Below are 23583 nucleotides of genomic sequence, written 5' to 3'. Positions count from 1 at the left end.
CGCACCGCCCGGGTCCGCATCCCCGCCGCGTCCGAACCCGCCTCCGGCTCCGACAGGCAGTACGAGAACATCCCCTCCCCCCGCGCCAGCGCCCCCAGGTACTTCGCCTTCAACTCCTCCGAACCCGCCAACTGCACCGGCAGCGACCCCAGCTTGTTCACCGCCGGGATCAACGACGACGAGCCGCACACCCGCGCGACCTCCTCGATCACGATCACCGTCGCCAGCGCGTCCGCCCCCGCACCCCCGTACTCCTCCGGCACGTGCACCGCATGCAGGTCATTGCCCCGCAACGCGTCCAACGCCTCCTGCGGGAACCGCCCCTGCTCGTCCACCTCCGCCGCGAACGGCGCGATCTTCGCCTCGGCCAGCGAACGCACCGCCTCACGGAGCATCTCGTGCTCCTCGGAGATGCGGAAGAGATCGAAGTCAGCCGCGCTGCCCGCCATGATGCCTGCCTCGTGGTCCAGTGACCGAAGTCTGATCGACGTCGAATCCGGGGTTAACTACCGTTCAGTAGAGATCCTAGGGCTCCGACCTGCGACTGCCTAGCGTCCTCCGGAGCCGGGCGATCCCGGCCCGACCGGCCCGGGCGGATAGCATCAGCACACCTCTACTGGTCGAACCCGCAACTCAAGGGGAACCCGTGACCCTCCGCATCTCAGTGATCGGCACCGGCTACCTCGGCGCCACGCACGCCGCCGCGATGGCCGAGTTCGGCTTCGAGGTGCTGGGTCTGGACATCGATCCCGACAAGATCGCCACCCTCACCGCAGGACGCGTCCCGATGTACGAGCCGGGGCTGTCGGAACTGCTGCTCAAGCACGTGGCCGGGCACGAGGGGTCGACCGGGCGGCTGCGCTTCACCACCTCCGCCAAGGAGGCCGCGGAGTTCGCCGACGTGCACTTCGTCTGCGTCAACACTCCCCAGCGCAAGGGCGAGTTCGCCGCCGACATGTCGTACGTGGACACCGCGATCGACGACCTGGCGCCGCACCTGACCCGCCCGGCCCTGGTGGTCGGCAAGTCGACCGTGCCGGTCGGCTCGGCGGCCCGGCTGGCCGAGCGGCTGGCCGCGCTGGCGCCGGTCGGCGAGGCCGCCGAACTCGCCTGGAACCCGGAGTTCCTGCGCGAGGGCTTCGCCGTCCAGGACACCCTGCGGCCGGACCGGATCGTGGTCGGCGCCCAGAGCGAGCGGGCCGAGCGGCTGCTGCGCGAGGTGTACGCCGAACCGATCGCGGCCGGCGTGCCGTTCCTGGTCACCGACTTCGCGACCGCCGAGCTGGTCAAGGCCGCCGCCAACTCCTTCCTGGCCACCAAGATCTCCTTCATCAACGCGATGGCCGAGGTCTGCGAGGCGGCCGGCGCGGACGTCACCCAGCTGAGCAAGGCGCTCTCCTACGACGAGCGGATCGGCGGCAAGTTCCTCAACTCCGGCCTCGGCTTCGGCGGCGGCTGCCTGCCCAAGGACATCCGGGCGTTCATGGCCCGGGCCGGCGAACTCGGTGCCGACCAGGCGCTGACCTTCCTGCGCGAGGTCGACTCGATCAACATGCGGCGCCGCTCGCGGATGGTCGAGCTGGCCCGCGAGCAGTGCGGCGGCGGCTTCCTGGGCCGTCGGGTGGCCGTCCTCGGTGCCGCCTTCAAGCCCAACTCGGACGACATCCGCGACTCCCCCGCCCTCAACGTGGCCGCCCAGATCCAGCTCCAGGGCGCCCAGGTCACCGTCTACGACCCGAAGGCCGTGGACAACGCCCGCAAGATGTTCCCCTCGCTCGCCTACGCCGCCTCCGCCCTGGAGGCCGCCGAGGGCGCCCACGTCGTCCTCCACCTGACCGAGTGGGCCGAGTTCCGCGAGCTGGACCCGGCCGAGCTCGGCGCCGTCGTCGCCGAACGCCGCCTCCTGGACGGCCGCAACGTCCTCGACGCCGACGCCTGGCGCAGCGCCGGCTGGACGTACCGCGCCCTCGGCCGCCCCAGCTGACGGGAGTCCTCCGCCGCCGATCGCGGGGACAGCCGGATGGCTCATCCCCGTTGGCACCGCCGCCCCGGTCCGCCGCACGCTCGACGGACAGGACGTCGGCTCCCCCGCCCCGGAGCGGGCCGGATGAGGTGAGGGCATGGCCGCAGCGGACGCGTCGAGCGTCGTCCACGACGTGGTGACATCGGCACTCCCGGCCGTCGTGGCCGCGCTCCTCGGCGCTGCGGGGCTCTGGTTCCGGGACTGGCGTGCCCGACGGAGCGCCGCGACCAGACGGCGGCAGCAGTTGGACGAGGCGCAGGCCTACCTCGGCTTCCTCGGCCAGTGGTTCACCACCTACACGGCCATCGCCCCAGGGGTGGACATCGCTCCGGCCCGGGCGTGGGCGGCCGACTACCTGGAGGACCAGCTCCGGGCCCTGCAGACACCGGAGACCGAGGCACCGACCGGTGAACCGACTCCGTTCCGGAAGAGGGTCAGGCAGATCCTCCTCCTGTATCCCCTGCGCTCCTTCGCCGGATCGTCGGTGCGGCTGCTGTACTACGTCATTCTGGCGCTCATGGTCGAGTTCACCCTGGCCTCCCTGCTGACCTCCGATGCATGGACCACCAGAGTCGCGCTGGCCACGTTCTTCCTGGCGGCCGGGCTCGTGGTCCTCGGTGTCCTGTGGCGACTCGCCGTTCAGCTCTCGCCCGAGAACGCCGTTCCCGGGGGCCGTCGCGAGGGCCGGGCGCGGCAGCACCGCCCCGCCCCGGACTGGACCGGTTCGGGGCGGGGCCCGGCACCTCCTCCGCCGCCCTGAGGCGCGGAATGCCGCACCTGAAGACACCGTTGGCACCGGCATGACGAACTACGGCGACGACGCGACGGTCCGTGAGATCCTCACCAGCAGCGGTGACACCTGGGCCGTGGTCGGCCTGTCCAACAACACCGCCCGGGCCGCCTACGGCGTGGCCCAAGTCCTCCAGCGCTACGGCAAGCGGATCGTGCCGGTGCACCCGAAGGCCGAGACCGTCCTCGGCGAGCCCGGCTACGCCTCGCTCTCGGACATCCCGTTCCCGGTCGACGTGGTGGACGTGTTCGTGAACAGTTCACTGGCCGGGGATGTGGCCGACCAGGCGGTGGCGGTCGGGGCGAAGGCGGTCTGGTTCCAACTCGGGGTCGTCGACGAGGACGCCTACCGGCGGACCCGGGCCGCGGGGGTCTCGATGGTGATGGACAGGTGCCCGGCCATCGAGATCCCGCGGCTCGGCTGAGCAGTCAGCCGTCAGCCGCCGGCGGTCAGCCGTCCAGCTGGGCGATGGTCGCGATGGACGGCCGGCGGCTGGTCCGCAGGGAGGCGGCGACGGACTCGGCGTCGCGCAGGACGCGCACCGCGTTGTGCCAGGTGAGCTTGGCCAGGTCGGCCTCCGACCAGCGGCGGTCGAGGAGTTCGGCGACCAGGTTGGGGTAGCCGGCCACCGAGTCGAGTCCGTCCGGCAGGAAGGCGGTGCCGTCGAAGTCGCCGCCGATGCCGATGTGGTCGATGCCGGCGACCTCGCGCATGTGGTCGAGGTGGTCGGCGACGGTGGCCGGGGTGGCGGGCGGGCGCGGGTGGGTGGCCTCGAAGGCGCGCTGGCACTCCATGGCGGGCGGGGTGGTGTCCAGCGGGTGGAAGCCGTGGGCGCGCATGTTCTCGTCGGCGGCCAGCGTCCAGTCGATGGCGGCGGGCAGGATGAACTTCGGGACGAAGGTCGCCATCGCCACCCCGCCGTTGGCGGGCAGCTGGGCGAGCACGTCGTCCGGGACGTTGCGCGGGTGGTCGCAGACGGTGCGGGCGGAGGAGTGCGAGAAGACCACCGGCGCCTCGGTGACCCGCAGGGCGTCCCGCATGGTGTCGGCGGAGACGTGCGAGAGGTCGACCAGCATGCCGAGCCGGTTCATCTCCCGGACGACCTCCTCGCCGAACAGGGTCAGCCCGCCGGCGACGGGCTCGTCGGTCGCGGAGTCGGCCCACGGGACGTTGTCGTTGTGGGTGAGCGTCAGGTACCGCACGCCAAGCTCGTACAGGGCGCGCAGGGTGGCCAGCGAGCAGTCGATGGAGTGGCCGCCCTCGGCGCCCATCAGCGAGGCGATCCGGCCCTCGGCGCGGGCGGCCTCCATGTCCGCGGCGGTGCGGGCCAGGCGCAGCCGGTCGGGGTAGCGCTCGACCAGGGCGTGGACGAAGTCGATCTGCTCCAGGGTGGCGCTCACCGCGTGGTCGCCGGCCAGCGAGCCGGGCACGAAGACGGACCAGAACTGGGCACCGACCCCGCCCTCCGCGAGGCGGGCGAGGTCGGTGTGCAGGCGGTCGCTCTGGTCGGCGGCGAGGTCGAGGGCGCCGAGGTCGTACCCGGCCTGCTCGCGCATGGCCCAGGGGAGGTCGTTGTGACCGTCCACCACCGGCGCGGTGCGGAGCAGGGCCCGGGCGCGGTCCAGCGGGGTGGCGGAGTCCGTCTGAGAAGTCATACGGGCTGTTCTACCCCACCCCGACCAGCGGGGTTACTTGCCGAAGCCGAAGGAGGCGGAGCCGGCCACCTTGGCCCGCAGCTTCTTGCCCTTCTCGGTGGCCTGGCTGTTCAGCTCGGCCTGGAAGTCGGTCATCCGCTCGGCGAGTTCGGCGTCGAAGGCGGCGAGCATCCGCACCGCGAGCAGGCCCGCGTTGCGCGCGCCGGCCACCGAGACGGTCGCCACCGGCACGCCGGCCGGCATCTGGACGATCGACAGCAGGCTGTCCATGCCGTCGAGGTAGCGCAGCGGCACCGGCACGCCGATGACCGGCAGCGGGGTGACGGAGGCGAGCATGCCCGGCAGGTGGGCCGCGCCGCCGGCGCCGGCGATGATCGCCTTCAGGCCGCGCCGGTGGGCGTTCTCGCCGTACGCGACCATCTCGCGGGGCATCCGGTGGGCCGAGACGACGTCCACCTCGTAGGGGATCTCGAACTCGTCCAGGGCCTGGGCGGCGGCTTCCATGACAGGCCAGTCGGAGTCGGAGCCCATGACGATGCCAACAACCGGGGTTGTCATTCGGTGATCGTTCCTCGCAGGTAGGCGGCCGCGTGGCGGGCGCGCTCGCGGACGTCGTCGAGGTCGTCCCCGAAGACGTTGACGTGGCCGACCTTGCGGCCGGGCTTCACGTCCTTCCCGTACATGTGGATCCGCAGCCCGGGGTCGCGGGCCATGCAGTGCAGGAAGGCGTGGTACATGTCCGGGTAGTCGCCGCCGAGGACGTTGACCATGACGGTCCACCTGGCGCGCGGCCGGGGGTCGCCGAGCGGGAGGTCGAGGACGGCCCGCAGGTGGTTCTCGAACTGCGAGGTGACCGCGCCGTCCTGGGTCCAGTGCCCGGAGTTGTGGGGCCGCATGGCCAGCTCGTTGACCAGGATGCGGCCGTCCCGGGTCTGGAACAGCTCGACGGCGAGGTGGCCGACGATGCCGAGCTCCCCGGCGATCCGCAGGGCGAGCTGCTGGGCCTGGTCGGAGAGGGCGGGGTCGAGGTCCGGCGCGGGGGCGGTGACCTCGGCGCAGACGCCGTTCTCCTGGACGCTCTCGACGACCGGGTAGGCGACGGCCTGGCCGCTGGGCGAGCGGACCACGTTGGCGGCCAGCTCGCGGAGGAAGTCGACCTTCTCCTCGGCCAGCACCGGGACGCCGGCCAGGAACGGGGCCTGCGCCTGCTCCTCGTCGTCCACGACCCAGACGCCCTTGCCGTCGTAGCCGCCGCGGACGGTCTTCAGCACGACCGGGTAGCCGGAGCCCTCCTCGGCGAAGGCGGTGACGTCGGCCGGGTCGGCGACGATCCGGTGCCGGGGGCAGGGCACGCCGATGGAGTCGAGCTTGGCCCGCATCACGCCCTTGTCCTGGGCGTTGACCAGCGCGTCCGGGCCGGGGCGGACGGCGACGCCGTCGGCCTCCAGGGCCCGCAGGTGCTCGGTGGGGACGTGCTCGTGGTCGAAGGTGACCACGTCGCAGCCGGCGGCGAAGCGGCGCAGGGTGTCGAGGTCGCGGTAGTCGCCGAGGACGACCTCGGAGACCACCTGGGAGGCGGAGTCCTGCGGCGTGTCGGCGAGGAGCTTGAACCGGACCCCCAGCGGGATGCCCGCCTGGTGTGCCATGCGGGCCAACTGCCCGCCGCCGATCACGCCCACCACTGGAAAATTCACATTGCCCGGGGAAGTCACCCGGCCAGGATATCCGGGCCGGTGGGGGGTGGTGGAGCCGCGGTGGGGCAGTGAGTAGTGGACGCGCGTAGATGTCAACCCGGGGGCGGGAGGGCTGAGCCGTTCGATGGAAGCGGGTAGCCTGGACGGCCAGGTCCTCGTCCGCGCAGTCGGATCATGTGTGCGCACGCAGGGCTCGAGGTGGCCGGGTCCCGTGCCGGGCCCCCTTTCGTCCGCAGGCACATGGAGGCAGCCCGGTATGGCGAGGACCGCAGCTTCGAAACCCCCGCTCATGCAGAGGATGCGCGGACTCACGGGTGAAGTCGTGAAGTTCGGCGTCGTCGGCCTGAGCGGCGTGGTGGTCAACTTCGCCGTGTTCTGGGTCTGCATCAACGGCCTGGGCCTGGCCTCTCTGCGCTCCAACATCGCGGCGACCGTGATCGCGATCGCCACCAACTACCTCGGCTACCGCTACTGGCTGTACCGGGACCGGGACGCGGCCTCGCGCAAGCGGGAGATCACGCTGTTCCTGGTCTTCAGCGGCATCGGGATGCTGATCGAGACCGGGGTCCTCGCCTTCACGGTGTACGTGCTGCACCTGGACTCGCACTACGAGCAGCTCGGCGCCAAGGTGATCGGCCTCGGCGTGGCCACCGTGTTCCGCTTCGTCTCCTACCGCAGCTGGGTGTTCAAGGCGCTGCCGGAGCCCGTCCCGACCCTCGACGCCGCCGCCGACGGCCAGGAGCTGGCCGCTCAGGCCGAGCTGATGCTGGCCGCCGAGCAGATCCGCTACGCCAAGGCCGAGTAGCCGAGCAGGCCGAGCAGGCCGGCGGACCGAGCAGGCCGAGCGCCCGGGCTGTCGTGGCAGATCCGCCGCGGCAGCCCGTCGCGACCAGCCCTCGCGACCAGCCCCCGTGACCAGCCCCCGTGACCAGCCCCCGTGACTAGTCCTCGTGGCTGCGCCCGAGGAAGAGCGCGAACACGGCCGGCTTCAGCGAGAGGAGCTCCAGCCGGCCGCCGTCCGCCTCCGCGAGGTCGCGGGCGACGGCCAGGCCGATGCCGGTGGAGTTGCGGCCGCTGACCGCGCGTTCGAAGACCCGGTTGCCGAGGTCGGCCGGCACCCCCGCGCCCTCGTCCTGCACCTCGACCACCACGGAGGTGCCGGAGGGCCGGACCCGCAGGGTGATCGTCCCGGCGCCGTGCATCAGGGAGTTCTCGATCAGAGTGGCCAGCACCTGGGCCACCGTCCCGGGGGTGCCGACGGCGGTGACCCCGTGCAGCCCCTCCAGCGACAGCACCCGGCCCTGCTCGCGCAGCGTCGGGCCCCATTCCTCCACCTGCTGCTTGATCACCTCGTCCAGGTCGAAGGCGACGGCCGTGGGGCTGCGGGGGTCGCGCTGGGTGGTGAGCAGCCGCTGCACGACGTCGGTGAGCCGCTCGACCTGCTGGAGGGCGATGGTCGCCTCCTCCTTGACGGTCTCCGGTTCCTCGGCGAGGGCGGTGATCTCCTCCAGCCGCATGGACAGCGCGGTCAGCGGGGTGCGCAGCTGGTGCGAGGCGTCGGCGGCGAGCCGGCGTTCGGCGGTGAGCATCCGGGCGATCCGCTCGGCGCTGGTGTCCAGCACTTCGGCGATCCGGTCCAGTTCGGGCACCCCGTACCGGCGGTCGCGCGGGCGCGGATCGCCGGAGCCGAGCCGTTCGGCGGTCTCGGCGAGCTCGGTGAGCGGCCGGGCGAGCCGCTTGGCCTGCCACACGGCGAGTGCCACGGCGGCCTGGACGGCCAGCAGGGCGACCACCCCGAGCAGCAGCAGGTTGTTGGCGATCTCGTGGTCGACGTCCTCGCGGGACTGCTCGACGGTGACGATCTCGCCGCTGTTGCCGCGTTCGACGGCCTTCAGCAGGTGGTCCCCGGCCGGGCGCTCACCGGCCGAGACCACCTGCTGGCCGGGGATCTGCACCTCGACGTAGCTGCCCTCGGTGACCTGGCTCTCGAAGACGCGCCCGTTGTTGACGGACTCCTGGTCGGCGAGCCGGCTCTCCACCAGGGCGAGCACCCGGACGGCGGCCGCGTCGACCCGGTCCTGGGCCGAGTTGACGATGGTCCGCTTCTCGACCAGGGCGAGCGGCACGCAGAACACCACGACCACCACCAGGACGACGACGAGCAGCGAGTTGATCATCCGGCGTTTCACGCTGCTGCTCCCCGAGGTGTTCCACGTCATCGGCCGGCGCCCGGCCACGGTCTCCGTACGGGGCTCATTCTTCTCGAACGTACGGGGCTAGTTCTTCTCGAACCGGAACCCGACCCCGCGCACGGTGGCGATGTAGCGGGGGTTCGCCGCGTCGTCGCCGAGCTTCTTGCGGAGCCAGGAGATGTGCATGTCGAGGGTCTTGGTCGAGGTCCACCAGGTGGTGTCCCAGACCTGTCGCATGATCTCCTCGCGGGTGACCACCCGGCCGGCGTCGCGGACCAGCACCCGCAGCAGCTCGAACTCCTTGGCGGAGAGGGTGAGCTCCTCCTCGCCGAGCCAGGCGCGGTGCGACTCGATGTCGATCTTGACCCCGTGCGCTCCGGTGGTGAGCTGGTCGACGTTGCCGCGCCGCAGCAGGGCCCGGACGCGGGCGAGCAGCTCGGCCAGGCGGAAGGGCTTGGTGACGTAGTCGTCGGCGCCGGCGTCCAGGCCGACCACGGTGTCGACCTCGTCGGCGCGGGCGGTGAGCACCAGGACGGGGCAGCTCTTGCCGTCCGCGCGCAGGCGGCGGCAGACCTCCAGGCCGTCCATCTCGGGGAGTCCGAGGTCGAGGACGACGAGGTCGACCTCCTCGGTGAGGCCGGCGGCCAGTGCGGTCGGACCGTCCTCGCGGACGAGCACCTCGTAGCCCTCGCGTCGCAGGGCCCTGGCGAGCGGTTCGGAGATCGCCGGATCGTCCTCGGCGAGCAGCACACAGGTCATGTGGTGATGGTAGTCCGCCCGGGTATGGCCGTAGGCCCTGTGAGGTGCTTCACAGAGCGTGATCGTTATACAAGGGCCATTCGGGTGTCAACGCGGTGCCGCCGACCGGTCGTTCGGCGAAGATTCCCCCATTGGATCTTGTATCTGAAGGAAGACTTGGCCTCGTACCATGGATCAGTCGGGCGGATCTAGGGCGGACTTTGCCATTCCCATACCCGATTCGAGAGTTTTGTCATCTGATAACGCCAAATATGGCCACGTAGAGTGGTTCGAGTCCACGTCCGCTGCCACCCCCCTAGGCGGACGCTGTCAGGCAAGGAACCACTACTCATGGCGTCTACGACCCTGGACGCCGGCGTCACGTCGGCCTCTCCCAGCGGCAAGACCTTCCTCGGGCACCCCCGGGGACTCGCCACTCTCTTCATGAGCGAGATGTGGGAGCGCTTCAGCTACTACGGCATGCGTGCCCTGCTGGTGCTCTACATGACCGCCTCCATCGCGGACGGCGGCCTCGGCATGAAGACGGCGGTCGCCGCCGCCGTGTACAGCGTCTACACGGCCATGGTCTACCTGCTGGCCCTCCCCGGCGGCTGGATCGCGGACCGCTTCCTGGGCGCCCGCAAGACGGTCGCCCTCGGTGGCACGATCATCATGATCGGCCACTTCCTGCTGGCCGTTCCGGTCAGTGCGTCCTTCTTCGTCGGCCTGGTCTTCATCGCGGTCGGCTCGGGCCTGCTCAAGGCCAACATCTCGACGATGGTCGGCCACCTCTACGACGGGCCGAACGACCCGCGCCGGGACGGCGGGTTCACGATCTTCTACATGGGCATCAACCTCGGTGCCTTCGTCGCCCCGCTGGTCGTCGGCACCGTCGGCCAGACGGTCAACTGGCACCTCGGCTTCGCCCTGGCCGGCATCGGCATGGCCCTCGGCCTGTTCCAGTTCCTGCTGGGCACCCGCCACCTGAGCCCGAAGAGCAACGTGGTCACCTCGCCGATCGGCGCCGAGGAGAAGCGGAAGATCTTCACCAAGGCCGGCATCTGGCTGGCCGTCGCGGCGGTCTTCTACGCGGTCGTGGGCCTCACCGGCCACTTCACCATCAACTGGGCGATCTGGCCGCTGTCCATCGCCGGCCTGGCGATCCCGGTGTTCGTCTTCGCCAAGGTGAAGCGCGACAAGGACCTGGACGCCGAAGAGCAGTCCAAGATGAGCGGCTACATCTGGTTCTTCGTCGCCGCCGCCGTGTTCTGGATGATCTACGACCAGTCCGGCTCGACGCTGAACGTCTTCGCCGACGAGCACACCGCGTCGACCCTGTTCGGGATCGACTTCCCGTCCAGCTGGTTCCAGTCGCTCAACCCGCTCTACATCATGGCGCTGGCCCCGGTCTTCGCCTGGATCTGGGTCGCCCTGGCCCGCCGGTCGAAGAACCCCAGCACCACCATGAAGTTCGCCTTCGGCCTGCTGATGATCGGCGCCTCCTTCATCGTCATGATGCTGGCGATGGCCGCCGCCCACGGCGACACCAAGGTCACCCCGCTGTGGCTGGCCATGGTCTACCTGGTCCAGACCGTCGGTGAGCTCACCCTCTCCCCGGTCGGCCTGTCCGTCACCACCAAGCTGGCCCCCACCAAGTACGCCAGCCAGATGATGGGCGTCTGGTTCCTCGCCGTCACCGCGGGCGACTGCGTCGCCGCCATCTTCCAGCTGGTGCTGGGCGACAAGGTGGTCGGCGGCACCGCGTACTTCGCGGTCCAGGGCGTGATGGCGATCGTCGCCGGTGTCGCGCTGGCGATGTACCGCAAGAAGGTCGTCAAGCTCATGGGCGACGTGCACTGACGTCCGCCCTCCCGCTCCGGGGCCGCCGTGGATTCCTGAGATCCACGGCGGCCCCGGTCGTTTTCCGCCTACGGTGCCCTGAGGCAGGCAGTGGGCGCGGAGGGACCGGTACCCGGGCGCACCGACCGGCTCGGCGTGGTCGGGCCCGCCCCGGCCGGCGGGTAGGGATCACCTGAACGCGTGGGAAGTCGGCCCGGCCGACTTCCCACGGCGGGCTCAGGCGGGTGCGGGAAAGGCCCCCGGGAAAGCCCCGAGCGGATCGCACGTCGCCCCGTCGGGCCGGTCGGCTCGACGGGGCGACGTGCGATCCGCACCCGGCGCTCAGACCTCCCGGACGCCCGCGCGCCAGACCGCCGCCGTCAGGGGTACGCCCGGCCGGTAGGCCAGGTGGACGTGCGAGGGGGCGTCCAGCAGCAGCAGGTCCGCCCGGGAGCCGACCGCGACGGTGCCGACGTCCGTGCGCCGCAGCGCGTGGGCGCCTCCGGCGGTCGCGGCCCAGACCGCCTCGTCCGGGGTCATGCCCATCTCGCGCACCGCCACCGCGATGCAGAACGCCATCGAGCTGGTGAAGCTGGAGCCCGGGTTGCAGTCGGTGGACAGCGCCACCACGGCTCCCGCGTCCAGCAGCCGGCGGCCGCTCGGGTACTCGGCGCGGGTGGAGAACTCCGCCCCCGGCAGCAGGGTCGCGACCGTCGCCGAGCCGGCCAGCGCCGCCACGTCCTCGTCCGCCAGGTGGGTGCAGTGGTCCGCCGAGGCGGCCCCCAGCTCGACGGCGAGCTGCACGCCCGGCCCGTACGTCAGCTGGTTGGCGTGCACCCGGGGGGTGAGGCCGCGCTCGATGCCGGCGGTCAGGACGGCCCGCGCCTGGTCGCCGTCGAAGGCGCCCTTCTCGCAGAACACGTCCACCCAGCGGGCGTGCGGGGCGCAGGCGTCCAGCATCTCGCCGGTGACCAGGTCGACGTAGCCGGCCGGGTCCTCGGCGTACTCGGGGGCGACGATGTGCGCGCCCAGGTAGGTGGTCTCGGGGGTGTGCTTCGCGGCGACCCGCAGCGCCCGGGCCTCGTCCTCGACCGTCAGCCCGTAACCGGACTTGCACTCGATGGTGGTGGTGCCCTGCCGCACCGCCTCCCGGACGAACCGGGCGACGTTGGCCTCCAGCTCCTCGTCGCTCGCGGCCCGGGTGGCCGCCACCGTGGTGCGGATGCCGCCCGCCGAGTAGGACTGGCCGGACATCCGGGCGTCGAACTCGGCGGTGCGGTCGCCCGCGAACACCAGGTGGGCGTGCGAGTCGACGAAGCCGGGCAGCAGCGCCCGGCCCGCGGCGTCGAAGCGCTCGTCCGCGGCCGGGGCCTGGGCCGACGGGCCGACCCAGGCGATGCGGTCGCCGTCTACCACCACGGCCGCGTCGGTGAGCAGGCCGAGCGGCCCGGTGCCGTGCCCGGGGTCGTTGGTGACCAGGCTGCCGATGCCCGTGATCACAGTGGTCCTGGTGCTCAAGTCAACGCCTTCCGAAGGGAGTCGGACAAAGGGAGTCGGACAACAGGTTCAGCAGTCCAGCGCGCCGATCGCGGAGCGCAGCGCCGCCGGCACATCGCCCACCAGCTGGTGCACGCCGTCCCGGACGACGTGCCGCCCGCCGACCACCAGGTGCCGCACGTCCGCCGCCGAGGCGGCGAAGACGGCGATCTCGGCGCCGAGCCGGGGCGGCGGGCCCGCCGTGCGGACGGTGTCCAGGGCGATCGCCGTGAAGTCGGCGAGCGATCCGGCCTCGATCCGCCCGGCCTCCGGCCAGCCGAGCGAGGCGTGCCCGTCCTCGCCGCCGGCCCGCAGCAGGGCGTTGGCCGTCCAGTGGCCGCGGGTGCGAGTGCGCAGCCGCTCGTCCAGTTCCAGGGCGCGGGCCTCCTCGAACGGGTCGATCACCGCGTGGCTGTCGCTGCCCAGGGTGATCGGGCTGCCCGCCGAGGCGAGCCGGCGGGCCGGGCCGATGCCGTCCGCGAGGTCCCGCTCGGTGGTGGGGCACATGCAGACGGCGGTGGAGGAGTCGGTGAGGAGCCTGACGTCCTCCTCGGTGAGGTGGGTGGCGTGCACGGCCGAGGTGCGCGGGCCGAGCGCGCCGTGGTCGGCGAGCAGCCGGGTCGGGGTGACGCCGTGCGCGGCGAGGCAGGCGTCGTTCTCGGCGGTCTGCTCGGACAGGTGGACGTGCAGCGGCGCCCCGCGCACCGCCGCCCACTGCGCGACGGTGCCCAGCTGCTCCGCCGGGACGGCCCGGACGGAGTGGATGGCGGCGCCGATCCGGGCGTGCTCGCCCGGCTTGAGCGCGTCCGCCCGGACCGCCCAGGCCTCGGCGTCGCCGTCGCTGAACCGCAGCTGCGGGTGGGTGGGCGCGGCGCCGAAGCCGGAGGACAGGTAGCAGGTGTCCAGCAGGGTGATCCGGATGCCGGCCCGGGCGGCGGCCTCGATCAGCGCCTCCCCCATCGCGTTGGGGTCGGCGTAGCGGGCGCCGCCGGGCGCGTGGTGCAGGTAGTGGAACTCGCCGACGGCCGAGATCCCGGCGAGCGCCATCTCGGCGTAGACGGCGGTGGCGAGTTCCAGGTAGGCGTCCGGATCGAGCGCGCCGGCGAACCGGTACATGGTGTCGCGCCAGGTCCAGAAGGTGCCGGAGCCGACCTGGACGTGCCCGCGCAGCGCCCGGTGGAAGGCGTGCGAGTGGGCGTTCGCGTGGCCGGGCAGCACCAGTCCGTCGAGGCGTACGGCGCCGGGCGGGCAGGGTCCGCTGTCGGGGGTGACGCCGGTGATCCGGCCGTCCGGGCCGGTGGCGATCAGCACGTCCTGCTCGACCACCGGCCCGTTGGGGTGCGGCAGCCAGGCGTACTGCGCCCAGTAGCTCACTGCGGTCACTGGCACGCCAGGTCCTCCAGTACGTCGGCGAGAGCGGCGACCCCGGCCAGGCAGTCGGCCGTCTCGGCGTGCTCGGCCGGGGAGTGCGAGACGCCGGTGGGGTTGCGCACGAACAGCATGGCGGTCGGGATCGCGGACGCCAGGATGCCGGCGTCGTGTCCGGCGCCGGTGGGCAGCACCGGCGCGTCCAGCAGCTTCGCGAGCCGGTCGCGCAGCGGGCCGTCGAAGTCCACCACCGGGGTGTAGGACTCGCGGATCAGCTCGACCCGGACGCCGTCGCGCCCGCCCCGCTCGGCGGCGGCCCGCTCGATCTCGGCGACGAGTTCGGTGAGGGTGGCCTCGTCGGCGGCGCGGGAGTCCAGCCAGCCGCGCACCAGCGAGGCGATCGCGTTGGTGCCGTTGGGCTCGACGGCGACCTTGCCGAAGGTGGCCAGCGCACCTGCGAGCTTCGCCTTCTTGCGGGCGGCGAGCACGGTGTTGGCGAAGGTCAGCATCGGGTCGCGGCGGTCCTCGATCCGAGTGGTGCCGGCGTGGTTGGCCTCGCCGTGGAAGTCGAACCGCCACCGGCCGTGCGGCCAGATCGCGCTGGCCACGCCGACCGGCTGCCCCTCGGCGAGGTGGCGGCCCTGCTCGACGTGGAGCTCGACGAAGGCGCCGATCCGGGCCAGCCGCTCGTCGTCGGCGCCGAGCGCGGTCGGGTCGTAGCCGGCCCGCTCCATCGCGTCGGGCAGCCGCACGCCGTCGGCGTCGCGCAGCTCGAACGCGGCCTCGCGGGAGAGCACCCCCGAGCTGAGCCGGGAGCCGATGCAGGCCACCCCGAACCGGGCGCCCTCCTCGTCGCCGAAGTTGACGATCGCCAGCGGCCTGGTGAACCCGGCTCCCCTGGCGCGCAGTTCGTCCAGCGCGGCGAAGGAGGAGACCACCCCGAGCGGGCCGTCGAAGGCGCCGCCGTCCGGGACGGAGTCCAGGTGCGAGCCGGTGACGACCGCACCCCCGGCGGTCGGGTCGCCCAGCCAGGCCCACTGGTTGCCGTTGCGGTCCAGCTCGTAGGTCAGGCCGCGGTCGCGGGCCTGCTGTTCGAACCAGGCGCGGCACTCGGCGTCGGCGGAGTTCCAGGCGAAGCGGCGGTAGCCGCCGGAGGAGGCGGAGCGGCCCACGGGGAGCAGCTCCGCCCACATCTCCTCGAAGGACGGAACCGTCACAGTTCACCCATCGGGACGCGGACCCCGCGCTCGGCGGCGACCTCGGTGGCGCGGTCGTAGCCGGCGTCCACGTGCCGGATGACGCCCATGCCGGGGTCGTTGGTGAGCACCCGGCGGATCTTCTCGCCCGCCAGGGCCGTGCCGTCGGCGACGGTGACCTGGCCGGCGTGGATCGAGCGGCCGATGCCGACGCCGCCGCCGTGGTGGATGGACACCCAGGAGGCGCCGGAGGCCACGTTGACCATGGCGTTGAGCAGCGGCCAGTCGGCGATCGCGTCCGAGCCGTCCAGCATGGCCTCGGTCTCGCGGTACGGGGAGGCCACCGAGCCGCAGTCCAGGTGGTCGCGGCCGATCACGATCGGGGCGGACAGCTCGCCGGAGGCGACCATGTCGTTGAAGCGCTCGCCGGCCTTGTCGCGCTCGCCGTAGCCGAGCCAGCAGATCCGCGCGGGCAGGCCCTGGAAGTGCACCTTCTCCTGGGCCATCCGGATCCAGCGGGCCAGCGACTCGTTCTCCGGGAAGAGGTCGAGGACGGCCTTGTCGGTCTTGTGGATGTCCTGCGGGTCGCCGGACAGCGCGGCCCAGCGGAACGGGCCCTTGCCCTCGCAGAACAGCGGGCGGATGTACGCCGGGACGAAGCCGGGGAAGGCGAAGGCGCGGTCGTAGCCGGCCAGCTGGGCCTCGCCGCGGATCGAGTTGCCGTAGTCGAAGACCTCGGCGCCGCGGTCCAGGAAGCCGACCATCGCCTCGACGTGCCGGGCCATCGACTCGCGGGAGCGCTGGGTGAACTCGGCGGGCTTGGCGGCCGCGTAGTCCGCCATGTCCTCGAAGGCGACGCCGACCGGCAGGTAGCTGAGCGGGTCGTGGGCGCTGGTCTGGTCGGTGACGATGTCGATCGGGGCGTCCATCGCGAGCAGCTGCGGGACCAGCTCGGCGGCGTTGCCGAGCACGCCGATGGACAGCGGCTGCCGCTTGTCGCGGGCTTCCACGGCCAGCTGGAGCGCGTGGGACAGGTCCTTGGCCTCGACGTCCAGGTAGCGGTGCTCGATCCGGCGGGAGATCCGCGACGGGTCGCAGTCGATGCAGATCGCCACGCCGCCGTTCATGGTGACGGCCAGCGGCTGGGCGCCGCCCATGCCGCCGAGCCCGGCGGTGAGGGTGATGGTGCCCTCCAGCGTGCCGTTGAAGCGCTTGTTGGCGACGGCGGCGAAGGTCTCGTAGGTGCCCTGGAGGATGCCCTGGGTGCCGATGTAGATCCAGGAGCCGGCGGTCATCTGGCCGTACATGGTGAGCCCGAGGCTCTCCAGGCGGCGGAACTCCTCCCAGTTGGCCCAGTCGCCGACCAGGTTGGAGTTGGCGATCAGCACGCGCGGCGCCCACTCGTGGGTCTGCATCACGCCGACCGGCCGGCCGGACTGGACCAGCATGGTCTCGTCCTGCTTCAGCCCCTGCAGCGTCTTCACCATGGCGTCGAAGGAGCGCCAGTCCCGCGCCGCCTTGCCGGTGCCGCCGTACACGACCAGCTTCGACGGGTGCTCGGCCACCTCGGGGTCGAGGTTGTTCATCAGCATCCGCAGGGCAGCCTCCTGCTGCCACCCCTGCGCCGTGAGTCCCGTCCCGCGCGCCGCGCGCACCTCTCGCGGCCCGCTCGTCTGCTGCACCATGTCCCGGCCTCCTGCGGATGGATTCATTCAGGCTCTGTTCGGCTGAATATATCTAAACAGCGAACGTTCGACCAGACCCCGCCACCATCCGATCAGCGCCGGCACCGGCCGACTTGGCGCGCCGGCCCGGACCCGGCGAACACCAGCCACTCGGCCCAGTACGGGGGCGGAGGGCGCGACGGCGGCCGTCACCGGCCCGCGGGAACCGTGCAGGCACCGCACGGCCCCCGGGGCGTGCGGTGCGGCGGGCACGGCGCAGCCCGCCCACTTCTCCACCGCCCACCGCCCACCGCTCCGCGGCCCGTCGAACCGGGGACGGGCACCCGCCGAACCCGGGCGGCCGGACTCCCCGGTCCGCGCCCGCACCGGGCGAACACGCTCAGGCCGCCGCGTCGCCGCCGTCCCAGTCGATGCCGATCTCGGCGAGCCAGCGGCGGTCGTCCGCGTCCGGGGCGGGCGGGGACGGCGGGCGGGGGACGTTCTGGACGGGGCCGAGGCCGTAGCGCTCGGCAGCCGCGGCGGCGCGGGCGTCGGGTTCGATGACGCCGACGTGGACGGCGGACTCGTCGCCCGGATCGAGGACGGTCAGTTCGGGATCGGGCAGGCGCCGCAGGGTGACGCGGCGTCCGCAGGTGGGGCAGGACCATTCGTCGGCACCCGAGGCGAGGCGGCCGACGAACTTCATCTCGTGGATCACGCGCATGGCGGCACCCCCTGCTGTAGGGGATGCCCGGCTTCGGGGCGAGTAGTCCTTCGGCCGTTATTCCAGGAAGAGCCCGCGCGCCGCCGCCGACTGCTCGATCGCCTCCAACCTGGCCTCCGCACCAGGGAGTTCGTCGCACATGGTCTGCAGCAGCACCCGGCCGAGCATCATCGGCGCGCAGGCGGTGTCGAAGACCAGCCCGGTGCCGACGGCCGCGGGCAGCATCAGGTCGGAGAGCTTGGCGACCGGGGAGAAGGCGCTGTCGGCCACCGTGAGCACGGTCAGTCCGCAGTCCCGGGCGACCACCAGAGCGTCCATCAACTCCCGCGGGTAGCGCGGCAGCGCGAAGCAGAGCAGCGCGGTGGCGCCCGCCGCGGTGGCCTGTTCCAGCCGGTCGGCGAGCATGCTGCCGCCCTCGTCCAGCAGCCGGATGTCCGGGTGCACCTTGGCCGCGAAGTACGCGAAGCCGCGCGCCTGCGCCGAGGCGGCCCGCAGGCCGAGCACCGGCAGCGGGCGGGAGGCGGCGAGCAGCCGGGCGGCCCGGGTGATCGGCTCGGTGTCGGCGAGCAGTTCTGCAAGGTGGCGCAGGTGCTCGATCTCGGCCAGCACCGCCTGCTGGTGCTCGTTGCGCACGGCGTCGGCCGGGGTCTCCGGCGCGGCCGGCTCGCCCGCGCCGAGGTCGCGCAGCTGCTTGCGCAGCGCCGGGTAGCCGTCGTACCCGAGCGCGACCGCGAAGCGGGTGACGGAGGGCTGGCTCACCCCGGCGAGTTCGGCGACCTCGACGCTGGACAGGAACGGCGCCTCGGTGGCGTGCCGGACCAGCGAGTGGGCGATCCGGCGCTGGGTGGGCGTCAGCCGGTGCCCTTCGAACAGCTGCAGCAACCGGGCGGAGGGGCCGACGGTGCCGGCCTCGTCAGTGGCGGTCATCAGCGGTACCTCCGGATGCGAGCGGTTCGGACGACGACTGTGCAGCAGCGCGGCGCGCCTGGCAAAGACGTCTCGTACGGCGGGATGCCCCGTGGGACGTCCCGAGGATCGGACGGCGGGCCCGGCCGGAAGGGCTCGGGGGGAACCCTGATTTCCCCCTGACCCCGCCCGGATTCCCCCCGCGAACGGATGGACCGGGCCCCGCAGCGGCCCCAGGCTATGGGCATGGACACTCGCCAGGACGATCTGCGGCGCGACCTCGACGCCACCCTGCAGGCCCGCAAGGAACTCGGCAAGGAGTACGAGGACGCGCTCGTCGACTCCTTCATGAAGCGCCTCGACGCCCGCCTGGACGCCCGGGGCGGTCGCCCGGCCGGCGAGCGGACGGACGGCTACGGGCCCTCCTACCGGGACCGGGGCCACGACCGGGACCGCCGCGGCTGGGCGCCCGGCCGGTCCGGCAACCGCCTGGCGGTGGTCTCGCTGGCCTTCGGCATCCCGCTGACCGCGATCGCCAGCAGCCCCGAGGGCGGCGGCTTCGTCGGTCTGCTGGTCTGCTGGGCGGGGATCGTCGGGGTCAACCTCGCGGCCGCGCTGGGCAACCGCCACGACCGCCGGGACCGCCCGCGGGGCGACTGGGACTGAGCCGGTCCGCACGGCCCGGCCCCGTCGCCCCGCATCCGCAGCAGATCTAGGCCAGCGGCCCGGTGACCTGTTCCACCGCCCGCACCAGGCCCCCCGAGGCGACCAGCGCGGCGGCGGCCTCCAGGTCCGGCGAGAGGAAGCGGTCCCGGCCGGCGCCGCCGACCCCCGCCTCACGGGCGGCGGCCAGCGCGGCCGCGGTGGCCGGGGCGAGCCGGCTGCCCGAGTCGGCCTGCTGACGGATCTCCAGCGCGCGGGCCGCAGCGGTCAGTTCGACGGCCAGGATCCGGCCGAGGTTCTCCACCGCCTGGCGCAGCTTGCGGGCGGCCGACCAGCCCATCGACACGTGGTCCTCCTGCATCGCGGAGGACGGGATGGAGTCGACCGAGGCCGGGACGGCGAGCCGCTTGTTCTCGCTGACCAGTGCCGCCTGGGTGTACTGGGCGATCATCAGGCCCGAGTCCACGCCCGGGTCGTCCGCCAGGAAGGCCGGCAGGCCGTGCGAGCGGGCCTTGTCGAGCAGCCGGTCGGTGCGGCGCTCGGAGATCGAGCCGAGGTCGGCGGCCGCGATGGCGAGGAAGTCCAGCACGTACGCGACGGGCGCGCCGTGGAAGTTGCCGTTGGACTCGACCCGGCCGTCCGGCAGCACCACCGGGTTGTCGACCGAGGCGGCCAGCTCGCGCGAGGCGACCAGCTGGGCGTGCGCCAGGGTGTCCCGGCCGGCGCCGGCCACCTGCGGGGCGCAGCGGATGGAGTAGGCGTCCTGGACGCGCGGCGCGTCGTCCTGGTGGTGGCCGGTGAGTCCGGAGCCCTTGAGCACGGCCAGCATGTTGGCGGCGCTGAGCGCCTGCCCGGGGTGGGGGCGGATCGGGGCGTGCAGCTCGGGGGCGAGCACCTTCTCGGTGCCGAGCAGCGCCTCCAGGCTCATCGCGGCGGTGATGTCGGCGGTGGTGAACAGCCGCTGGAGGTCGGCGATGGCCATCACCAGCATGCCGAGCATGCCGTCGGTGCCGTTGATGAGGGCCAGGCCCTCCTTCTCCAGCAGCTCGACCGGTTCGATGCCGGCGGCGGCCAGCAGCTCGGCGACGGGCTTCTCCACCCCGTCCGGGCCGGTGGCGGTCCCCTCCCCCATCAGCACCAGCGCGCAGTGCGACAGCGGGGCGAGGTCGCCGGAGCAGCCGAGCGAGCCGAACTCCCGGACCACCGGGGTGATGCCCGCGTTGAGCAGGGCGGCCATGGTCTGGGCGACCAGGGGGCGGACGCCGGTGCGGCCCGAGGCCAGCGTCTTCATCCGCAGGAACATCAGCGCGCGGACCACCTCGCGCTCGACCACCGGCCCCATGCCGGCCGCGTGCGAGCGCACCAGGGAGCGCTGCAGCTGGGCGCGCAGCTCGGGGCTGATGTGCCGGACGGCGAGGGCGCCGAAGCCGGTCGACACGCCGTAGACGGGGCGCGGTTCGGCGGCGAGGGCGTCGATCCGGGCGCGGGCGGCCGCCATCTCGGCGAGCGCGTCGGGGCCGATCTCGACCCGGGCGTTGCCCCGGGCGACGGCCAGCACGTCCTCCGCACTGACGTCGGCCTTGCCGACCTGGACCAGCGGAGCGTCGGGGGCCACAGCACTGTGCATATCCATATACACAATCACACCAGGTGAATGAAGATATGACAACAGCTGCTCACCATCCGGATTCTCCGCCGCCCCGGTCCGCACCGCACGCCCGGGCCCTCCGCTACCCCCGGGCCGACACCAGCTCGGCCTCGATCAGGTCCGCCGCCCGCCCGGTGCCGCCCTCGGCACGACCGGCCGCGGCCAGGGCCGACAGCCGCCCGGGCACCGCGGGGTCGTCGACCAGCTCCAGCAGCGCGGCCCGCAGCTCCTCCGGGCCGGCCGCGGTGTCGAGGCGGCGGGCGACACCGAGGCCGACCAGGGCGTCCGCGTTCGCGAACTGGTCGGCGCCCTGCGGCACGGCGATCATCGGCACGGCGTGGAACAGCCCCTCGCTGGAGCCTCCCATGCCCGCGTGGGTGACGAAGGCGTCGGCCTGCGCGAGCACCGACAGCTGGGGCACCCAGCGGTGCACCTCGACGGTGCCGGGCACCTCGCCCAGCTCGGCCAGGTCGGTGTGCGCGCCGATCTGCAGCACGGTGTGCCAGCCGGGCAGGTCGCCGAAGGCCCGGACGCAGGACCGGTAGAAGGCGGGCTGGTTGGTGTAGGCGGAGCCGAGCGAGACCAGCAGCACCTTCTCGGCACCGGCCGGGCGCTGCCACGCGCCCTGCTCGGCGCGGTCGCCGAAGCAGGGCCCGACGAACGTCACCCGCTCCTCGTCCACCCGGTCGGCGTTCGGCTGCAGGGCGCGCGGGATGAGGGCGATCGCCCGCTCCGGGCGGCTCTTGAAGGCGTCCACGTCGCGCTGCACCGCACCGGCTCCGGCCAGCCAGTCGGCGAACCGGCGGTAGTGCTCTGCCCCGCCTGGCGCCTTGCGGACCGCGTCGAAGACCTCCGGGAAGTCCTCCTCGAAGCCCTCCCAGCCGACGTACGTGGGCGACAGCTGCACCACCGGCACGCCGAGCCGCTCGCCGAGCGCCCGCCCGGCGAAGCCCGCGATGTCGCAGAGCACCAGGTCGGGGCGGTCGGCGCCGCCGTCGAAGTGCTCCAGCAGGACGGGCCACATGGCCAGCGCGTCGTCGAGGAAGAGCTCCTGCAGCGCCACCGGGTCCGTGGCCCAGCCCGCCGGGTCGTCGGTGAGCGGCAGCGTCGACGGGTACGGCACGAAGCCGGCGCCGGTGGACTCGACGACCTCCCGGAAGCGGGGGGCGTTGACGTAGCTGACCCGGTGGCCCCGGGCGACCAGCTCCGCGATCACGGCCAGGCTGGGATTGACGTGGCCGTGGGCCGGGATGGAGACCATCAGGATGTGGGCGGGGTGGGAGCGGGTCATGGATGCACCTCCGGGGTCGCGGACGACGGGATGACGAGAATCGCCTAGACGAGACGTTGCGTCTCGCGATCTCGACGACAGATACGATACGTCTCGTCTCGTTGCCCGGCAAAGGATTTCCCATGGCCCCCAGAACCAGCCCCGACCCCGCCCGCCGCAGCGAACGCTCGCGCGCGGCCGTCCTCGCCGCCGCCCACGAACTCGTCTCCGAGGTCGGCTTCGGCAAGCTCACCATCGAGGCGATCGCCGCCCGGGCCGGCGTCGGCAAGCAGACCATCTACCGGTGGTGGCCCTCCAAGGGCGCGGTCGTCTTCGACGCCTTCCTCGCCGCCACCGGACAGGGCGGCGACATCGCCCTCCCCGACACCGGCGACCTCGCCGCCGACCTGCGGACGGTCCTGCGCGGCTCCGCCGGCAAGCTCACCGACCCCGCGCTCGACCGCACCTACCGCGCCCTCAGCGCCGAAATCCTCAACGACCCGGCGCTGCAGGCCGAGTACCGCACCCGGCTGCTGGATCCGCTGCTGGAGGTCACCCGCGACCGTTTCCGCACCGCCCGCGAAACCGGCCGGATCCCCTCCGACACCGACCTCGACCTCGCCGTGGAACTCCTCTACGGCCCGCTGTACTACCGCTGGATGCACCAACTCGGCCCGCTCGACCACGACCACGCGGACCGGTTGGTCGACGCCGTGCTCCGCGCCCTCGGGGCCGACGGCTAACGGCCGTTGCGCCGCCTGACCAGGTGCACCAGCAGTGCCACGACCAGCACGGTCCCCAGCACCGCGGCGAGGAGCCAGCCGAACACCGCGTCCAGCGCCCGCCCGACGACGCTGCGGCGGACCTTCCGGACGCGCCGCGACGCCGCCTGGTCCGTGATCCGGTGCGCCCGCAGACCCGCCCTCAGCCGCGGCGCCCGCTCGGGCGCCGTCGGCGCGGGGGTCGTCCGTACGGGCGACGGGACGGTCTGAACCGGTCGGGCCACCGGGGTGGCCGTCACCGCGGCCGCCGACGCCGGGCCGGCCGTCGCCGCCCCTCCCCCGAACACCAGCACCCCGGCCACCGCCGCGCCCACCAACCGTCCGCCCACCGTCTCCCCCCGCTCCCCGGTCCGCCCCCGCCACCATCCCACCGCCCCGGCCCCTCGCGGCAGCCCCCGGGACCGAACCGCGACCCACCCGCGACCCCGCGGTCACCGAACCGGGACGAAGCAGCGCCCACCGTCCGCCCGCCGGGCGCCCGACCCCCGGCGCCCGTACGGGGCGGTCCTCACATCGCCGGCGGTGAGGCCGCTCCCGCCAGGGCCACCGCGACCAGCGCCCGCATCGCGGAGGCGGCCTGCCCCAGCGGCAGGGTCGCGTCGTCGGCGAAGAGCTCGACCAGCCACCCGCCCGCCGCGTTCTGCCCGCCCGCGGCGACCATCCCCCGGTAGCCGGAGACGACCAGCATCGCCTCCTCCGCCGGGTCGTTGCCCGCCGCGCCCGCGCGCAGCGCGAACGCGCCGCCCCGCACGGCCCGGCGGGTCATCGGGTAGTGCCGCAGGTCGAACACGGCGTCCGGGGCCTCGATCTGGGCCCGCTGGGTCTCGGCGCGGGTGCTGCTCGGTCCGCTGGTCATCCGGTAGACGGCGTGCTGGGAGGTGCGCATCAGATGGGA

The 23583-nt window shown here is 73.0% G+C and carries 22 protein-coding genes; 7 read left to right on the top strand and 15 right to left on the bottom strand.

Annotation, left to right across the window (positions count from 1 at the left end; translation table 11 throughout):
- Positions 1–449 (bottom strand): acyl-CoA dehydrogenase family protein (locus ACGF07_RS18560; RefSeq protein ID WP_392899907.1); only part of this gene is annotated, 449 nt, incomplete at its 3' end.
- A 197-nt stretch (positions 450–646) separates the two neighbouring features.
- On the opposite strand from ACGF07_RS18560, the gene ACGF07_RS18555 reads away from it, so the two are divergent.
- The 3 genes from ACGF07_RS18555 (at position 647) to ACGF07_RS18545 (ending at position 3237) form a co-directional block, all read left to right on the top strand.
- Complete coding sequence (locus ACGF07_RS18555; RefSeq protein ID WP_350746629.1) at positions 647–1984, top strand: UDP-glucose/GDP-mannose dehydrogenase family protein; 1338 nt, start codon at positions 647–649, stop codon at positions 1982–1984.
- A gap of 136 nt (positions 1985–2120) precedes the next feature.
- Complete coding sequence (locus ACGF07_RS18550; protein ID WP_392899905.1) at positions 2121–2783, top strand: hypothetical protein; 663 nt, start codon at positions 2121–2123, stop codon at positions 2781–2783.
- 40 nt (positions 2784–2823) lie between these two features.
- Positions 2824–3237, top strand: coding sequence for a CoA-binding protein (locus ACGF07_RS18545; RefSeq protein ID WP_392899902.1), 414 nt, complete (start codon positions 2824–2826; stop codon positions 3235–3237).
- A 25-nt stretch (positions 3238–3262) separates the two neighbouring features.
- On the opposite strand, the gene ACGF07_RS18540 is transcribed toward ACGF07_RS18545, so the two are convergent.
- From ACGF07_RS18540 to ACGF07_RS18530, 3 genes are read right to left on the bottom strand one after another with little or no spacing between them, the layout of a single operon-like run.
- Complete coding sequence (locus ACGF07_RS18540; RefSeq protein ID WP_392899899.1) at positions 3263–4468, bottom strand: dipeptidase; 1206 nt, start codon at positions 4466–4468, stop codon at positions 3263–3265.
- Between the two features lie 33 nt (positions 4469–4501).
- On the bottom strand, positions 4502–5026 hold the full coding sequence (gene purE / locus ACGF07_RS18535) for a 5-(carboxyamino)imidazole ribonucleotide mutase (protein ID WP_350746637.1): 525 nt from the start codon (positions 5024–5026) through the stop codon (positions 4502–4504).
- Positions 5023–6162, bottom strand: coding sequence for a 5-(carboxyamino)imidazole ribonucleotide synthase (locus ACGF07_RS18530; RefSeq protein WP_392899896.1), 1140 nt, complete (start codon positions 6160–6162; stop codon positions 5023–5025). Before ACGF07_RS18530 ends, purE begins: the two co-directional genes overlap by 4 nt.
- Before the next feature lie 298 nt (positions 6163–6460).
- Here ACGF07_RS18530 and ACGF07_RS18525 point away from each other — a divergent pair, with 298 nt between their 5' ends.
- Positions 6461–6967 (top strand): GtrA family protein, encoded by a 507-nt coding sequence (locus ACGF07_RS18525; protein ID WP_350746643.1) that lies wholly within the window; start codon positions 6461–6463, stop codon positions 6965–6967.
- Positions 6968–7103: 136 nt separating this feature from the next.
- On the opposite strand, the gene ACGF07_RS18520 is transcribed toward ACGF07_RS18525, so the two are convergent.
- Positions 7104–8351: an ATP-binding protein gene (locus ACGF07_RS18520; protein WP_350746646.1), complete on the bottom strand. Its 1248-nt coding sequence runs from the start codon at positions 8349–8351 to the stop codon at positions 7104–7106.
- An 87-nt stretch (positions 8352–8438) separates the two neighbouring features.
- Positions 8439–9113: a response regulator transcription factor gene (locus ACGF07_RS18515; protein WP_030290974.1), complete on the bottom strand. Its 675-nt coding sequence runs from the start codon at positions 9111–9113 to the stop codon at positions 8439–8441.
- A 330-nt stretch (positions 9114–9443) separates the two neighbouring features.
- On the opposite strand from ACGF07_RS18515, the gene ACGF07_RS18510 reads away from it, so the two are divergent.
- Positions 9444–10952, top strand: a complete 1509-nt coding sequence (locus ACGF07_RS18510) for an oligopeptide:H+ symporter (protein ID WP_350746649.1) — start codon at positions 9444–9446, stop codon at positions 10950–10952.
- Between the two features lie 321 nt (positions 10953–11273).
- On the opposite strand, the gene hutI is transcribed toward ACGF07_RS18510, so the two are convergent.
- The 6 genes from hutI to ACGF07_RS18480 all read right to left on the bottom strand — a co-directional run bounded on the left by hutI (position 11274) and on the right by ACGF07_RS18480 (position 18346).
- Entirely contained in the window at positions 11274–12449 is a 1176-nt protein-coding gene (hutI, locus tag ACGF07_RS18505) for an imidazolonepropionase (protein WP_392899891.1), read from the bottom strand.
- Between the two features lie 48 nt (positions 12450–12497).
- On the bottom strand, positions 12498–13850 hold the full coding sequence (locus tag ACGF07_RS18500; protein ID WP_392899937.1) for a formimidoylglutamate deiminase: 1353 nt from the start codon (positions 13848–13850) through the stop codon (positions 12498–12500).
- On the bottom strand, positions 13847–15028 hold the full coding sequence (locus ACGF07_RS18495; protein WP_392899934.1) for an allantoate amidohydrolase: 1182 nt from the start codon (positions 15026–15028) through the stop codon (positions 13847–13849). The genes ACGF07_RS18500 and ACGF07_RS18495 overlap by 4 nt, the downstream gene beginning before the upstream one ends.
- A gap of 20 nt (positions 15029–15048) precedes the next feature.
- Positions 15049–16716: a urocanate hydratase gene (hutU, locus tag ACGF07_RS18490; protein WP_350743836.1), complete on the bottom strand. Its 1668-nt coding sequence runs from the start codon at positions 16714–16716 to the stop codon at positions 15049–15051.
- A 379-nt stretch (positions 16717–17095) separates the two neighbouring features.
- A complete protein-coding gene (locus ACGF07_RS18485; protein ID WP_350743837.1) occupies positions 17096–17419 on the bottom strand; it encodes a hypothetical protein in 324 nt (107 codons plus the stop codon).
- A gap of 57 nt (positions 17420–17476) precedes the next feature.
- Positions 17477–18346: a MurR/RpiR family transcriptional regulator gene (locus ACGF07_RS18480; protein WP_392899887.1), complete on the bottom strand. Its 870-nt coding sequence runs from the start codon at positions 18344–18346 to the stop codon at positions 17477–17479.
- A 225-nt stretch (positions 18347–18571) separates the two neighbouring features.
- On the opposite strand from ACGF07_RS18480, the gene ACGF07_RS18475 reads away from it, so the two are divergent.
- Positions 18572–18991, top strand: coding sequence for a hypothetical protein (locus ACGF07_RS18475; protein ID WP_350743839.1), 420 nt, complete (start codon positions 18572–18574; stop codon positions 18989–18991).
- Positions 18992–19037: 46 nt separating this feature from the next.
- On the opposite strand, the gene hutH is transcribed toward ACGF07_RS18475, so the two are convergent.
- The gene (hutH, locus tag ACGF07_RS18470; protein ID WP_392899932.1) at positions 19038–20615 is read right to left on the bottom strand and encodes a histidine ammonia-lyase; all 1578 of its coding nucleotides are present in this window, start codon (positions 20613–20615) and stop codon (positions 19038–19040) included.
- Positions 20616–20718: 103 nt separating this feature from the next.
- Positions 20719–21927, bottom strand: coding sequence for a macrolide family glycosyltransferase (locus ACGF07_RS18465; protein WP_392899884.1), 1209 nt, complete (start codon positions 21925–21927; stop codon positions 20719–20721).
- Positions 21928–22049: 122 nt separating this feature from the next.
- On the opposite strand from ACGF07_RS18465, the gene ACGF07_RS18460 reads away from it, so the two are divergent.
- Entirely contained in the window at positions 22050–22649 is a 600-nt protein-coding gene (locus tag ACGF07_RS18460; RefSeq protein WP_392899880.1) for a TetR/AcrR family transcriptional regulator, read from the top strand.
- Here the strand turns inward: ACGF07_RS18460 and ACGF07_RS18455 are convergent.
- Positions 22646–23017 (bottom strand): hypothetical protein, encoded by a 372-nt coding sequence (locus ACGF07_RS18455; protein WP_392899877.1) that lies wholly within the window; start codon positions 23015–23017, stop codon positions 22646–22648. The genes ACGF07_RS18460 and ACGF07_RS18455 overlap by 4 nt on opposite strands.
- Positions 23018–23583: the final 566 nt, after the last annotated feature.

It is taken from the genome of Kitasatospora sp. NPDC048194 (genome assembly GCF_043202455.1).
In the GTDB taxonomy this organism is placed as follows: domain Bacteria; phylum Actinomycetota; class Actinomycetes; order Streptomycetales; family Streptomycetaceae; genus Kitasatospora.
The sequence above is the reverse complement of the archived record's forward strand: the minus strand, read 5'-3'. Positions and strand labels throughout refer to the sequence as shown.